Genomic DNA, 14,659 nt, shown 5'->3' with positions numbered 1-14,659 from the left:
GGAGGAGAGAGGATGAACGCAACAACAGAACAACTGGCTGCCTGGATTCAGGAAAGCTCCCGTATTGTTTTTTTCGGAGGGGCCGGAACTTCAACGGAAAGCGGGATTCCCGACTTCCGCTCGGCTGCGGGTCTGTATCAGACGGAGCAGCATTCACCTTATTCACCGGAAGAATTGTTAAGTCGACATTTTTTTGATCAACATGCCGATATTTTTTATGATTTTTATCGAGGCAAAATGCTTCATCCGGATGCTGAACCGAATGGCTGCCATCGACTGTTAGCCCGACTGGAGCAGGAGGGAAAACTTCAGGCAGTCATCACGCAAAATATCGACGGACTCCATCAGAAGGCAGGCAACAGCAATGTATTGGAGCTTCACGGCTCAGTTCATCGTAACGCCTGCATGGATTGCAAGCAGTTTTATACGCTGAATGATATTATACAAGCCAAAGAAAGCGTACCTCGGTGTATCACATGTGGTGGAGTGATCAAGCCAGATGTAGTGCTGTACGAGGAGGAGCTGGATCAGACGACATTGTATCGCTCCATTGATGCACTGTCTTCTGCAGATCTGTTACTCGTGGGAGGCACGTCATTGACGGTATATCCAGCTGCCCAGTTAATTACGTATTTTCAGGGAAAACATACTGTTCTGTTGAACGCTACACCTACCGCTTACGACCGCAGGTCGGATTTGCTGATTACAGAGCCGATTGGTGAGGTAATGAATAATGTGGACCAGCTTCTTGGTTAAACGTATGGACTGAATAACCAGACCGGACACAAGAGCGGAACCTGGGGAAAGAAGGGATTCATGATGGTCTACGTAGCAAGCGATACTCGCTATGAAACGATGAAATATAACCGCGTTGGGCGTTCAGGTTTGAAACTGCCAGCGATTTCACTGGGGCTGTGGCATAATTTTGGCGGTATTAATAACGCCGAGAATGGCCGTAATATGATTACCCGTTCATTTGATCTGGGCATTACGCATTTTGACCTTGCCAACAACTATGGCCCACCAGCAGGTTCAGCAGAGCAGTTATTTGGACAGGTACTGGCCCAAGATCTGAAGCCTTATCGTGATGAACTGGTGATCTCCACCAAAGCGGGATATTATATGTGGCCCGGGCCGTATGGCGAGTGGGGTTCACGCAAAAATCTGGTATCCAGTCTGAATCAGAGCTTGAAGCGCATGGGTCTGGATTATGTGGATATTTTCTATTCGCATCGTTATGATCCGGAAACGCCTCTAGAAGAGACGATGATGGCACTGGACCATATTGTTCGCTCTGGCAAAGCCCTCTATGTAGGAATCTCCAACTATCCCGCAGAGCAGACGAGACAGGCCGCCGAAATTTTGAAAAGCCTGGGTACGCCATTGCTGATTCATCAACCGAAATACTCGTTATTGGATCGCTGGATTGAAGATGGTCTGCAAGATGTGCTGGATGAGTATGGCGCAGGCAGTATTGCGTTCTGTCCATTGGCACAAGGGGTGCTCACGAATAAATACCTGAATGGTATCCCGGAAGACTCACGTGCGAAAGGTCCGTCGGTATTCCTGAATGAAAACAATATCTCTCCTGAGACGCTCCGCAAAGTGCGGGCGTTGAACCAGATTGCAGCAGCTCGCGGTCAGAGTCTGGCCCAATTTGCACTCTCCTGGGTTCTACGTAATGGAAGGGTAACTTCTGCGTTGATTGGTGCCAGCCGTCCTTCCCAGATTGAAGAGAATGTGGCAGCACTCAGCCAGCTGGATTTCTCTACAGAGGAATTGGAACGGGTGGAGTCCATTCTGAGTCCAGAGCCTGATGACAAATAAATAAAGTGCAAAAGGTGCATCTTAGCCATAATGGCGGAATGCACCTTTTTTTTGTCGTATGTGGTTCCGTTACGTTGTTCACCGTTTGTTTTGTTGAGCATTCTGCTGTAACCCCTGATGTAGTGGGCGGGACAGTATTTTCTCTCGATACAAGCTGGGCGCTTCACCGTGAAATCGTTTGAACTGTTTGGAGAAATACAGCGCGTCTGGCAGTCCAACCGATGCAGATACCTGTTCGATGGACAGATCCGGGCGTTCTCTCAGGAGTTGGCGCGACTTGTCGATCCGCAGTTTTAACAGATAAGTGACTGGCGAAAGTCCAGTTTCCTGTTTGAAAATACGGGATAGATAGGCCCGGTTGTACCCGAGACTCGCGGACATTTGTTCAATGGAGACAGGATAGGCATATTGGGTGGACATATATTGAATCATCTGTTTCACCGTACGTCGGATGGAGGATTCACCTGGAATTAAGGTTTGCCCCTGCGAAAGGTGATTCTGTGCTTCAGCTAGAATCATATATAACGTACCCAGTGATGTGAAATGGGAGCTTTCTTTGCGCTCGGCAAAAGCATCCTGCATCACGGATAGCCAATTGGATATTCCACAGGAGGGTCCTGCATGAAAAACGGACTTCTCCGGGCGGAATCCGGCTTCCTCGGTATGTTGGCTAGCCTGGCTGCCTGTGAAGGCGATCCAGCGGTATTGCCATGGATTGCGGGCGTGAGACTGGTAGCTTACCAGCTGCCCGGGATGAATGAGAAAACAATCACCTGCGGATAACTCGTAGGTGTGTAGTTCGGTACGGAACGTACCCGCTCCTTTTTCTACATAATGAAGCAGATAATAATCAAACAGTTTGGGTCCGAGGGCGTGACCCGGAAGGGTCTGGCTTGCCCCGGCAAACAGGACATGCAGTGCGCCTTGCTCATAATAGACAGGATTGGAGGCAACCGAATAACTGAGTGCTCCGCTTTTACCGGAAGGTAGCTCCTGTATTTTTTCTGTAGAAGATGCAAGGGATTCTTTCTTGGCGTTGAATGGGTCTGTCATACTTGTTTCCTTCTTTCCGGGATGCTTCGATCATTATACGCCTTAAGGTCACATTTATCCATATGAAACACACATGGTTGCATTACAAGAGGGATCGCTTTCTTATATAATAACATTAAGAAAACCACAACAACGAGGCGAGGTGCACCAGCAGTGAACGTAACTGAATTGAAACAAAAGTTTATTGAGAAGTACGGAGAGAGTGGAGCGGACATCCGTGTATTTCATGCCCCTGGGCGTGTGAATCTCATCGGTGAGCACATTGACTATAACGGCGGATATGTGCTTCCGGCAGCACTGGAATTCGGAACAACATTGATCATTCGTGAGCGTCAGGACAACAAGTTGCAACTGGCTTCCACGAACATGTCTTATGAAGGAACACTGGATACCTCCACCATTGGTAAAGAGAAAACCGGAGAATGGACTGACTATCCTGTTGGTGTCATGGTTGAACTGCAAGGCAAAGGTGTGAATGTAACGAAAGGGTACGACTTCCTGTACCACGGGGAGATTCCGAACGGGGCAGGACTTTCATCGTCTGCATCACTGGAGGTACTCACGGGATTTGCGATTCAGTCTCTGGAGGGTGTAACGGATATTGATACGGTTCAACTGGCGCTTCTGTCCCAGAAAGCGGAGAATGAGTTCGTAGGCGTCAACTGTGGAATCATGGATCAGTTCGCTGTCGCAAACGGTGCTCAGGATCACGCGATCCTGCTGATGTGTGACACACTGGAGTACAAAAAGGTTCCTTTCCGTACAGGTTCCTACAAATTGGTCATCGGTAACACAAACAAACGCCGAGGTCTGGTGGATTCGGCTTACAATGAACGTCGCTCCCAATGCGAGCAGGCACTTGCCATCTTGAAGGAACAGCTGCCTGCACTGAATTACCTGGCTCAATTGATGCCAGAGCAGTTCGTAACGCTACAGGATCAGATCAAGGATGACAAAGTAAGACAGCGTGCACAACATGTCGTGGAAGAGAACGCTCGTGTGCTCGCATCGGTCGAAGCATTGCAGGATAATGATCTGGAAACCTTCGGCAAGCTGATGAACGCTTCTCATGAATCGCTTCGCGACTTGTACGAAGTAAGCTGTGATGAGCTGGACGTTATGGTTGAAGAAGCTCAGCGGATTCCAGGCACGCTTGGTGCTCGGATGACTGGCGCAGGATTTGGCGGTTGTACCGTATCACTTGTGCATGAAGATGATGTCGAGCGTTTTGTAAGTGAAGTGGGCGCGGCGTATGAAGCGCGTACCAGTCTCAAAGGTGATTTTTATGTGTGCGGCGTAGGTGACGGTGTTAAAGAATTGAAGGAGGCGAAGTAAAATGGCAATTTTGGTGACAGGTGGAGCAGGGTATATTGGATCTCATACGGTAGCAGCATTGTTGGAACGCGGGGAAGAGGTTGTGGTACTGGATAACTTGCAGACAGGGCATCGTGAGGCGTTGCTCGGCGGTAAGTTGTATGAAGGGGATCTGCGTGACAAAGAAATTCTGGCGAAGCTGTTCGCTGAGAATTCAATCGATGCAGTCATTCACTTTGCAGCCAACTCACTCGTAGGCGAGAGTATGAAAGACCCGGTTAAATATTATGACAACAACGTATTTGGTACACTCTGTCTGTTGGAAGCGATGAATGCAGCGAACGTACGCCGTATCGTCTTCTCCTCTACAGCAGCTACCTACGGTGAGCCTGAGAAAGTGCCAATCGAAGAAAGCGATCGTACAGAGCCAACCAACGTATACGGCGAAACAAAGCTGATGATGGAGCGCATGATGTCATGGTTCGATAAAGTTCAGGATATCAAATACGTTTCCCTGCGTTACTTCAATGCAGCCGGTGCTCATGACAGCGGTAAAATTGGTGAAGATCACCAGCCAGAGAGTCACTTGATTCCACTCGTTCTGCAAACAGCATTGAAACAACGCCCGCACATTGCCGTGTTTGGTGACGACTATGCAACAGAAGATGGAACATGTATCCGTGACTATATCCACGTGAGCGACTTGGCTGATGCGCATCTGCGTGCAGTAGATTATCTACGCAAAGGTGAGAATAGTAACGTGTTCAACCTGGGTAACGGTACAGGGTTCTCGGTAAAACAAGTGATCGAAACAGCCAAAAAAGTGACTGGCCTCGATATTCCGGTTGTACAGGAACCACGTCGTGCAGGTGACCCGGCTGTGCTGGTAGCTTCATCTGCAAAAGCGAGATCCGTCCTGGGCTGGAATCCGAAATGGACCAATCTGGAAGATGTCATTCAAAGCGCTTGGAGCTGGCACCAATCACGTCCTGACGGCTACGGAAAAAACTAGGAGGCGAACACCTTATGTCACAGACTCATATTGCAGCAGGTGCCACAGAGCGGACACCGGAGCAGCAGGAAGCACTGCATGCCATTGAACGTCTGGTTGCATTTGCCTTGCAGAAACAATTAATTGAGGAAGCGGATTGGGATTATAGCCGCAACCTCTTGCTGGAACAATTCGGATTCTCGGAGCCTTATGCCGGCGAGTTGGACGCGAATGTGCCCGATGGCCCACAGGCTATGCTGGATACGTTGATCGATTATGGATTTTCCATTGGACTCATTCCTGAAAATAGTGATACATTCCGTGATTTGCTGGATGCAAAGATCATGGGTCATCTGATGGCACGCCCATCCGAAGTGGTACGCGCCTTCCGCCACACGGAGCAGACGGAAGGCATTGAGGCGGCCACATCTCAATTCTATGACTTGTCGATTAACTCCAACTATATTCGGATGGATCGGATCTCGAAGAACGTTTACTGGACTCAGGACACGGCCTATGGAGATATGGAGATTACTATTAACCTGTCAAAACCGGAGAAAAGTCCAAAGGAAATTGCCATGGCGAAATTGCTTCCGCCTCCGGTATATCCAAAATGCCAGCTGTGTCGTGAAAATGTAGGCTACGCTGGTCGGGTGAATCACCCGGCCCGCCAGAATCTGAGAGTCATTCCGCTGGAACTTAACAGCGAACCTTGGTTGTTCCAATACTCGCCGTATGTGTACTACAACGAGCACTGCATCATTTTCCATCATGATCATGTGCCGATGAAGCTGACGAAGGATACACTGCGCAGATTACTTGCCTTTGTCGGGGAGTACCCGCATTACTTTATCGGATCTAATGCAGATTTGCCGATCGTAGGTGGGTCGATTCTGACACATGACCATTTCCAGGGCGGACGTCATACATTCGCGATTCAAAATGCACAGCCTGAGGCGGTCTTCCGCCATGCGGATGCACCTGGACTTACATTGAGTCTTGTCAAATGGCCAATGTCTGTGATGCGTCTGGCTTCACACGATCCTGCAGAGCTGCTTGAAGCGGGTAACGCCGTATATGAAGCGTGGAAGGTCTACAGTGATTCTGCTGTGGATATCGAAGCATTTAGTGAAGTGGACGGGGAACAGGTACCACACAATACGGTAACACCAATCGTTCGTCGCAGTGCAGATGGTGGTTATGAGATGGATCTTGTATTACGTAACAACCGTACAAATGATGTGCATCCTGAAGGGATTTTCCATCCACACCGTGAGATGCACCATTTGAAAAAAGAGAACATTGGTCTGATCGAAGTGATGGGACTTGCCATTCTGCCAGGTCGTTTGAAAGAAGAACTGGACAGTATCGCGGATATCCTCGCTGGAGATGCCAAGCTTGCTGAAGCGGCCAAAGCTTCCGATCATGTGTTGAACAAACATCTGGGCTGGGCGGAAGAATTGATTGAACGGTTTGGTCCTAACCTGGACAAAGAACAAGCCGTTGCCATTGTACAACAGGAAGTCGGTTTGAAATTTGCCGAGATTCTGGAACATGCAGGTGTCTACAAATATGATGAAGCAGGACGCCAGGCTTTCCGTCGTTTTGTAAGCAGCATGGGATACACTGAATAGTAGTCAACAAACCAAAACACCCGCCCAATCATGAGCGGGTGTTGTTCTTGTTATTCTAGACATTTGTGTGCATTGGAAAGAAATTCCGGGCAAGTTATAATGGAGTGAAGTCCTAGAGTACCACAATGAATTGAGGAAATGGGGGTAATAACTTGGAGAAGCAGGCATTGAATATTACGTTGATTACAGATGCTGAGGAATTGCAAGGCATGGTGGGTGAGCCGCATGAACATGTGCGTAACAAGGCAATCTCATTTGTGGATTCACATGTTCAGAACTTTATATCCATGTCACCATTATTTTTCCTCTCGACCTCAGATCGTGATGGAAAAAGTGATGTGTCACCTCGGGGTGATGGAGCGGGATTTGTGAAAGTCTATGATACATACCGGCTCGTTTATCCCGAACGCCCAGGCAATCGGCGCATAGACTCGTTGTTGAATATCTTATCTAACCCTGGCATTGGTATGCTCTTTTTGATTCCGGGTCTGAATGAAGTGCTGCGTATTAATGGTACAGCATCCATTACCAAGGATGAGGAATTCATCGCCAGCATGGGCTGGAGTGGCAAAACCATAGGTGCAGCTGTCATTGTGGATGTGGAAGAGTGCTTTATTCATTGTCCACGGGCATTCAAACAGGCTGGGTTATGGGCCTCTGAAACATGGGTGGACGCTGAGGATTTGCCTTCAACGAGCGAGATGTTTCGAGCCCATTTGGAGATTAACGGGTTGTTATAAAGTGAGTGGCTATCGATTTGTTTTTCTATAAACAGGGTACTATAATTGGAGTTGCACTAAAATTCTAAACTCCATTGGAGGCGACAATAGATATGAGATCTTTCCAATTCTATAATCCAACCCGGCTGATTTTCGGCAAAGGACAACTGGAAGCATTGAAAACAGAAGTGCCGAAATACGGTAAACGGGTTCTGCTTGTATATGGTGGCGGCAGTATCAAACGCAGTGGGCTGTATGATCAAGTGATCGGTTTGCTTAAGGAAGCTGGAGCAGAAGTGACTGAACTGGCTGGCGTGGAACCTAACCCGCGTCTTTCTACGGTGCACAAAGGAGTAGACCTCTGCAAAACAAATAACATCGACCTGATCCTTGCTGTAGGTGGCGGTAGTGTATTGGACTGCTCCAAAGCTATTGCTGTAGGTGCCAAGTATGATGGCGATATGTGGGATTTTGCTCAGCGCAAAGCCGTTGCGCAAGACGCTCTTCCACTGGGTACGGTATTGACCATGGCAGCAACTGGTTCGGAGATGAACTCCGGTTCGGTTATTACGAATCAGGATACCCAAGAAAAACTGGGTTGGGGCAGCGCATACTCATTCCCTGCATTCTCTATCCTGGATCCGGTGAATACATACACTGTTCCGCTGGACCAAACGGTATACGGCATGGTGGATATGATGTCTCACGTATTGGAGCATTACTTCCATCTGGACGCCAACACACCGGTTCAACTCGGCTTCTGTGAGACGATTCTGCGTACCGTAATGGAAGCAGCACCTCGTCTGGTTGAAGATCTGGAGAACTATGAGCTTCGCGAAACCATTCTGTATTGCGGAACGATGGCATTGAATGGCGTGCTGAATATGGGTCTTGCAGGAGACTGGGCAACACATAATATCGAACACGCGGTATCCGCAGTGTATGATATCCCACATGGCGGTGGACTCGCGATCTTGTTCCCGCACTGGATGAAACATAACCTGGATGTCAATGTGGATCGATTCAAACGTCTGGCGATCAATGTGTTTGAAGTGAATCCTGAAGGCAAGTCGGACAGACAGGTTGCTGAAGAAGGTATCGATGCGCTCAGCAAATTCTGGACATCCATTGGTGCACCTAACCGTTTGGCAGATTACGATATCGATGATAGCCAGATCGACGTAATGGCTGACAAAGCGATGCTGTTTGGCCCATTCGGTAACTTCAAGAAACTGCAACGGGAAGATGTTGTATCCATCTACAAGGCTTCTCTGTAATTCTATAATCACTGACAAGTGAACGGACACATTCTGTTGTCCAATAGCCGCAAGTCTCCTTCATGGGGGCTTGCGGTTTTTTCATGTATTCGGGCTGTACATGTGAATGATGGAGGATCATGAAGCAAGAAGAACAGAATGTCGTGATAATACCCATTATCGGCTCCAGAATACATTTGAGGAAAGATTTTGAAACATTTTGAGGTTAACTACGTATTTATTTACATGTGGAATGCTCAGTTAGGATGTATTTGCAGCGCAGAGAGAGGAGGAACAGGGGATGGAAACAATTTATTGGGGGTGTCTAATCGGAGGGGCGATATTTGCGGTTGTCAGCCTTGTGCTGGGTGACTTGATTGACGGCTTGCTGGACGGAGCTTTCGAAATGCCAGGTCTTGATTTTTTCAAACCCGTTGTGTTAGCTGGTTCCATTACAACCTTTGGTGGGGCAGGCATTATGCTGACACGTTATAGTTCATTAGGTGCAATGTCCGGTCTAATACTATCCCTGCTTATAGGTATTGCTGCAGCCATGCTGGTATTCTTCGCATATATCAAACCGATGCGTAACAGCGATGTCTCGATTGCATTTTCTATGAAAGAGTTATCAGGGAAAATTGGAGAGATTACCATTCCGGTGCCGGAAAAAGGTTTTGGTGAAGTGATGATCCGTTTTGCTTCCGGTAGTACGATTCAAACAGCATCCAGCTTTGAACATATCCCCATTGCGGCGGGAGCCCGTGTTGTCGTGGTGGATGTCGTAGATGGCGTACTGCGAGTGTCGGAATGGGATGAAAATGTACTTAAAGATTTATAAGGTAGCCTAATCAGCTAAGTAGTTTGAGCATTTACGAATGAATAAGGGGAGAGATGTAGCATGATGGATAATTTGGATTGGGATGTTTTGTTGATTCCTATAGTTGTGGTTGGTGTGATTCTGATATTGGGTTTGGCTTTCTGGGCGAGATACAAAACGGTTGGACCGGATGAAGCGATGATCGTTACGGGGTCATTCCTGGGTAGCAAAAATATTTCCGATGATGATTCTGGCCGAAAAATTAAAATTGTTCGTGGTGGCGGTGCATTTATCCTGCCGGTATTCCAGCAATCCGAGTTTATCTCCTTGTTGTCCCACAAGCTGGATGTCTCCACACCTGAAGTGTATACGGAGCAGGGTGTTCCGGTTATTGCTGACGGTGTCGCTATTATCAAGGTTGGGGGCGCTGTAGAGGACGTTGCTACGGCAGCTGAGCAATTCATTGGTAAACCTGTAGAAGCGCTAAGAAGCGAAGCACAGGAGGTACTGGAGGGGCATTTGCGGGCCATCCTCGGTACAATGACGGTGGAAGAAGTATATCGGAACCGGGATCGGTTTGCGCAAGAGGTTCAAGGAGTAGCAGCTAGAGATCTGAAGAAAATGGGTCTGCAAATTGTTTCATTTACCATTAAGGATGTTCGTGACAAACAAGGCTACCTGGATGCACTCGGTAAACCGAGAATTGCGGCAGTGAAGCGTGATGCCGAGATTGCTGAAGCAGAAGCGATGCGTGATGCACGTATTCAAAAGGCTAATGCGGAAGAACAGGGTCAAAAAGCGGAGTTGCTGCGTGATACCAATATCGCTGAAGCAGCCAAAGAGAAGGAACTGAAAGTAGCCACGTTTAAGCGGGACCAGGATACAGCAAAAGCGGAAGCCGATCAGGCGTACCATATTCATGAAGCGCGTGCGAGACAGACCGTGGTGGAAGAAGAAATGAAGGTTGAACTCGTTCGTAAAGAACGTGAGATTGATCTGCAAGAAAAAGAAATCGTCGTACGTGAGAAGCAATATGATGCCGAAGTGAAGAAAAAGGCAGAAGCGGATCGTTATGCGGTGGAGCAGGCTGCCGAAGCAGATAAAGCGAAAAGAATGCGTGAAGCTGATGCAGTACAGTACTCCATCGAAACACATGCCAAAGCAACAGCGGAACAGAAACGACTTGAAGGTCAGGCCATGGCGGATGCAGAACTTGCCAAAGGTACAGCGGATGCGGAAGTTATTCGTTTACGCGGTCTTGCTGAAGCAGAAGCGAAAGAAAAACTGGCCGAAGCGTTCCAAAAGTTTGGCGAAGCGGCTGTACTCGATATCATCGTCAAAATGCTGCCTGAGCTGGCTGGCAAAATTGCAGAGCCAATTGCATCCATTGATAAACTGACTGTGGTAGATACAGGTAAAGGTGAAGGAGCTACGCGTGTCAGTAACTATGTTACCGAGCTTATGGCTACAGCTCCAGAGATGCTCAAGAGCGTATCCGGCATCGATGTAGAGCAGCTGATTAAAGGTCTTACCAAGTCCAAAACACCTGCGCCGGTTGCCATTCAACAGAGCGAGTCTGTGACAACCCCGTCCATAATCGACAAGATTGTGGAAAGAGCTGGAGTTGACGAGTAACAACCACTTCCAATGTTGCAGGTATACTCTATTGACCTTAAGGCGAATTTTTGTTACTTTTTAAGCGAGACGTCCGGCGCGGTTTGCCCGCGCCGGATGTCTTTTTGTTCGTAACAGGGTGTGACTTATCACACCTAAGATGGTGTGAAAAATGAGGTGCAAATAATGAGCAGCCTGCATGTAGATAAAGCGCTAAACAATAATGTAATCATTGCACAGCATCCTGATCATGGGGAAGTCGTTGTTATTGGTAAAGGCATTGGCTTTAACCGAAAACCAAGTGATCACATTCCACTGATGGCTGTGGAGAAAATGTTCATTTTGAAAAACCAGCAGGAGCAAGAGCAGTACAAGCAGCTTCTTCCACAGGTGGATGAAGCATTGATCGAGATTATTAACGAAGTCATTACGTATATCGCAGAGCGTACGGACGTTCCTCTGAATGAACATATCCATATTGCATTAACCGATCATATTTCTTTCGCGTTAAAACGCAAGGAGCAGGGCATTGTCATACAAAATCCATTTTTATATGAAACCCGCGAGATTTATCCTGAAGAATATCGGATGGGAGAGTACGCTGTTCGTCTGATCAAGGAGAGAATGGGCGTAGATCTGGGGATGGACGAGATTGGTTTTGTTGCCCTTCACATCTATAGCGCGATGACCAATCAGAATATATCCCAGGTACGTGAACACTCACAATTGATCACTGATTTGGTGAGCCTGGTGTCCGACCAACTCGATTATTCGTTTGAAACGGAATCGCTTGATTACTCGCGTTTGCTGACTCATCTTCGTTTCGCCCTTGAACGTGTTCGCCGGGGGGACAAAGTGGAAGAACTTCATAAATTGGATTCATTGCTCAAGTTGGAGTATCCTGAAATGTACTCGCTTGCATGGAAGCTGACCAAAGTGATGGAGAAAAGGTTGAATCTGCCTGTCTATCCTGCGGAGGTAAGCTATCTGACGATTCATCTTCAACGGCTGAATCAGCGGAAAGAAGAAGAGAATAAGTGAAATCATTTCATTGATGGAATTCGGAAATAAGTTTTTTTGTGTAAAGGCTTGCAATGGATTAGAAGTGGTGCTACAATGGTTTCCGTAATCAAGCAACTGAATAAACATAAGCGACGTGTTACTGACTCGATCAGGCATGAGTTATTTAGAGTGTGATTGTTCTTACCTTATTAAGGGTATGCTATACCCCAAGGTTGGTACAGTTCACTTTATTAATTCATGCCTTTTTTGTGTTCCCTTGCTTGCATAACAACATACAACTTTAAACGGAAGGGTGAAAACGAAGCGATGTTTAAAAAGCTTTTTGGTGTATTGCAGAGAGTAGGTAAGGCACTTATGTTGCCTGTGGCCATTCTGCCAGCTGCAGGTTTGCTGCTTGGTATCGGTAACATGCTGGTCAATCCGGATTTCTTGCAATATGTTACGGCGCTCGACACCCCTTGGGTGAACTCGATTGCAACAATCATGATGAACGCAGGTCAGATCGTATTTGATAATCTGGCATTGTTGTTTGCCGTCGGTGTAGCCGTCGGTTTGGCCGGTGGCGAAGGGGTTGCGGGACTTGCAGCCATCATCGGTTATCTGGTCATGAACGTTACACTGGGTACCGCGGTAGGTGTTACTCCGGCAATGATCGGTGAAGTACCGGGTTATGCCAGCATCCTGGGTATCCCAACATTAAGTACAGGCGTGTTCGGAGGTATCATCATAGGTATTGCCGCCGCACTGTGTTACAATCGATTTTTCAAAATCGAACTGCCGTCTTACCTTGGTTTCTTTGCAGGTAAACGTTTTGTTCCGATTGTTACTTCGGTTGTATCTCTCTTGATCGGGTTGCTTCTGGTGATTATCTGGCCTCCGATTCAAAATGGGTTGAATGCTGTATCTCACTTCATGGTAGATACAAGTCCGACACTGTCGGCATTCATCTTCGGAGTCGTGGAACGGTCACTCATTCCGTTCGGTCTTCACCACATTTTCTACTCTCCATTCTGGTTTGAGTTCGGCGAGTACGTGAACAAGGCTGGAGACGTCATTCGTGGGGACCAGCAAATCTTCTTCAATCAACTACGGGATGGTGTGAACCTAACTGCGGGGACGTTCCAAGTCGGTAAATTCCCGTTCATGATGTTTGGTTTGCCAGCTGCGGCACTTGCGATGTACCATGAAGCAAGACCGGAGCACAAAAAGTATGTTGCAGGGATCATGGGTTCAGCTGCGCTGACCTCGTTCCTTACAGGGATCACAGAGCCACTTGAATTCACATTCCTGTTTGTAGCGCCACTCCTGTTTGCAGTGCACTGTATTTTTGCAGGGTTGTCTTTCATGACTATGCAGATTCTTGGTGTCAAAATCGGTATGACGTTCTCGGGTGGGTTCATTGACTTCCTGATCTTCGGTATTATTCCGAACCGTACACCATGGTGGGACGTAATTATTGTCGGCTTGATCCTTGCGGTGATCTACTACTTCGGATTCCGATTGATCATTCGCAAATTCAATCTCAAAACACCTGGACGCGAAGATGCAACGCCTGAAACCGCATCTGGCGGAGGCTCCGGTTCAACGGATGATCTGCCACATAACATTCTTGAAGCTTTTGGCGGCAAGGAAAATATCAAACATCTGGACGCTTGTATTACTCGTTTGCGGATTGAAGTTAATGAGAAATCCAATGTGAAAAAAGATCGTTTGAAACAATTGGGTGCATCTGGTGTGCTTGAAGTGGGTAATAATGTTCAAGCCATCTTCGGAACACGTTCCGACACGATCAAATCACAAATGCAGGATATTATTGCAGGACGAACACCAGCACCAACGCCAGCAGCTGCCAAACCAACTCCAGAAGAGGAGAAGGCACAAGGTGAGCAAGGCGAGCGCATTGTTGCTGAGGATATCGTAATGCCAGTCAATGGTGAATTGCTGGACATTACAAACGTACCTGATCCGGTCTTTGCTGAGAAAATGACAGGTGATGGATTCGCAATTTTGCCACATGATGGTACAATAACTTCTCCTGTGTATGGTAAAGTGTTTAATGTATTTCCAAGCAAACATGCCGTGGGCATCATGTCCGATGGAGGCAAGGAAGTGCTTGTTCATATAGGTGTCAATACGGTGAAGCTGAAAGGTCAAGGCTTTAACGTACTGGTACAGGAAGGTGATCTGGTATCGGCAGGTCAGCCGATTATGGAAGTGGATCTGGAGTACGTCAAAGCAAACGCTCCTTCGATCATTTCACCAGTTATCTTCACCAACCTGCCAGAGGGCTCCACGGTAACGCTGAAGAAGAGTGGAGTGCTGAAAGTTGGCGAACAGCCAATCATTGAGATAAAATAAGAAGTGTTCCAACGATGGCAAGCAAGTGTAAATATATGCAATGCCTAAACCAA

General features: G+C 47.5%; 12 protein-coding genes. 11 read left to right on the top strand and 1 reads right to left on the bottom strand.

The window, feature by feature from the left end; all coding sequences use genetic code 11:
- Positions 1 to 12: 12 nt before the first annotated feature.
- On the top strand, positions 13 to 756 hold the full coding sequence (locus tag AC1S8V_RS22930) for an NAD-dependent protein deacylase (protein ID WP_482070914.1): 744 nt from the start codon (positions 13 to 15) through the stop codon (positions 754 to 756).
- A gap of 63 nt (positions 757 to 819) precedes the next feature.
- A complete protein-coding gene (gene mgrA / locus AC1S8V_RS22925) occupies positions 820 to 1,827 on the top strand; it encodes an L-glyceraldehyde 3-phosphate reductase (RefSeq protein WP_482074558.1) in 1,008 nt (335 codons plus the stop codon).
- Positions 1,828 to 1,905: 78 nt separating this feature from the next.
- Here mgrA and AC1S8V_RS22920 read toward each other — a convergent pair whose 3' ends face one another.
- Positions 1,906 to 2,880: an AraC family transcriptional regulator gene (locus AC1S8V_RS22920; RefSeq protein ID WP_482070913.1), complete on the bottom strand. Its 975-nt coding sequence runs from the start codon at positions 2,878 to 2,880 to the stop codon at positions 1,906 to 1,908.
- Between the two features lie 153 nt (positions 2,881 to 3,033).
- Between AC1S8V_RS22920 and AC1S8V_RS22915 the strand changes: the two genes are divergently transcribed.
- The 9 genes from AC1S8V_RS22915 (at position 3,034) to ptsG (ending at position 14,606) form a co-directional block, all read left to right on the top strand.
- A complete protein-coding gene (locus AC1S8V_RS22915) occupies positions 3,034 to 4,215 on the top strand; it encodes a galactokinase (protein WP_482070912.1) in 1,182 nt (393 codons plus the stop codon).
- 1 nt (position 4,216) lies between these two features.
- The gene (gene galE / locus AC1S8V_RS22910) at positions 4,217 to 5,206 is read left to right on the top strand and encodes a UDP-glucose 4-epimerase GalE (protein ID WP_017686840.1); all 990 of its coding nucleotides are present in this window, start codon (positions 4,217 to 4,219) and stop codon (positions 5,204 to 5,206) included.
- 14 nt (positions 5,207 to 5,220) lie between these two features.
- On the top strand, positions 5,221 to 6,819 hold the full coding sequence (locus AC1S8V_RS22905; protein ID WP_482070911.1) for a UDP-glucose--hexose-1-phosphate uridylyltransferase: 1,599 nt from the start codon (positions 5,221 to 5,223) through the stop codon (positions 6,817 to 6,819).
- A gap of 152 nt (positions 6,820 to 6,971) precedes the next feature.
- A complete protein-coding gene (locus AC1S8V_RS22900; protein ID WP_482070910.1) occupies positions 6,972 to 7,559 on the top strand; it encodes an MSMEG_1061 family FMN-dependent PPOX-type flavoprotein in 588 nt (195 codons plus the stop codon).
- 92 nt (positions 7,560 to 7,651) lie between these two features.
- Positions 7,652 to 8,815 carry an iron-containing alcohol dehydrogenase gene (locus AC1S8V_RS22895; RefSeq protein ID WP_124115633.1) on the top strand — a complete coding sequence of 388 codons (1,164 nt, stop codon included), beginning with the start codon at positions 7,652 to 7,654 and terminating at the stop codon, positions 8,813 to 8,815.
- Between the two features lie 280 nt (positions 8,816 to 9,095).
- Complete coding sequence (locus tag AC1S8V_RS22890; protein WP_482070909.1) at positions 9,096 to 9,632, top strand: NfeD family membrane protein; 537 nt, start codon at positions 9,096 to 9,098, stop codon at positions 9,630 to 9,632.
- Positions 9,633 to 9,695: 63 nt separating this feature from the next.
- Entirely contained in the window at positions 9,696 to 11,246 is a 1,551-nt protein-coding gene (gene floT, locus AC1S8V_RS22885) for a flotillin lipid rafts scaffold protein FloT (RefSeq protein ID WP_482074557.1), read from the top strand.
- Positions 11,247 to 11,411: 165 nt separating this feature from the next.
- Entirely contained in the window at positions 11,412 to 12,266 is an 855-nt protein-coding gene (glcT, locus tag AC1S8V_RS22880; RefSeq protein WP_482070908.1) for a glucose PTS transporter transcription antiterminator GlcT, read from the top strand.
- A 288-nt stretch (positions 12,267 to 12,554) separates the two neighbouring features.
- Positions 12,555 to 14,606 (top strand): glucose-specific PTS transporter subunit IIBC, encoded by a 2,052-nt coding sequence (gene ptsG, locus AC1S8V_RS22875; protein WP_482070907.1) that lies wholly within the window; start codon positions 12,555 to 12,557, stop codon positions 14,604 to 14,606.
- Positions 14,607 to 14,659 lie beyond the last annotated feature (53 nt).

This window comes from Paenibacillus sp. B46(2026) (assembly GCF_056786355.1).
The sequence above is the reverse complement of the archived record's forward strand: the minus strand, read 5'-3'. Positions and strand labels throughout refer to the sequence as shown.